At 63.5% G+C, this 798-nt stretch carries 1 protein-coding gene; it reads right to left on the bottom strand.

Annotated elements, in window-relative coordinates; all coding sequences use genetic code 11:
• Positions 1 to 18: 18 nt before the first annotated feature.
• Positions 19 to 798, bottom strand: a 780-nt coding sequence (locus AC0L3I_RS36935; protein ID WP_473530234.1) for an ISAs1 family transposase, incomplete at its 5' end; no start/stop codon positions are given.

The following is a 798-nucleotide window of genomic DNA, read 5'->3' as shown; positions in this document are numbered from 1 at the left end:
CAGGGCAACGAGTCCAGGTTAACGGGCTTGGAGAGCTGCCATCAGGTAGTCGGTATCCCAGGTTGCGAGTTTTCGCTTTCCCTTGATGGATTGTTTTCCGGGCATGGCTCGGATGAGGTTGAGGGCGAGGTGGCGGACCATGGCCATGTTTGTGGCGCCGTGGCCGCGGCGCAGGCGGGACTGGTCCTCCTTGAACTGGACGTCGAGAACCCAGTGTAGCCCGTTCTCGATCCCCCAATGGGCTCGGGCGGCCTCGGCGAAGGTTTTTGCAGTGAGGATGCGAGAGGAGATGTAGCATCGCCGCTCGACTCTGACCTCGACGCCGGTCTCGATGCGGGTCTCGACCATGGCGATGGTGCTGAGGCCCTTGAAGCGCGGCTCATCGGGATAGCGCCTTCTGCCACTCATCCAGTCGACACGCTGTGAGACGAGATGACGGCGCGTCTCGATGCGGCCATGGCCCTTCTCGACCTCGGTGAGCGCATCGATCTCATCGACGGGAGCGGCGTCGAAATAGAGCTGGATCTCGGCATGGGCGGTCTTCTGATTGTCCTTGGTGGCCAGGAGATAGTCGCCGCCGAGATCGACGATCGTCTCCGCGATGTCGGACTGGCAGCCCATGGCGTCGATGGAAACGAGACTACCCGCCAGCGCTCCGGACGCGGCCAGTTCCTGCAGCAGCAAGGGAATGGCGGTGATCTCGTTGGACTTGTCGGCCACCGCCCGTTGCCCCAGCACGAGGCTGTGGGTTGTCGCATAGGCCGAGACCAGGTGCAGCGCCGCCTGTCCACGCCCGCG

This window comes from Mesorhizobium sp. WSM4840, from assembly GCF_055811755.1.
The sequence above is the reverse complement of the archived record's forward strand: the minus strand, read 5'-3'. Positions and strand labels throughout refer to the sequence as shown.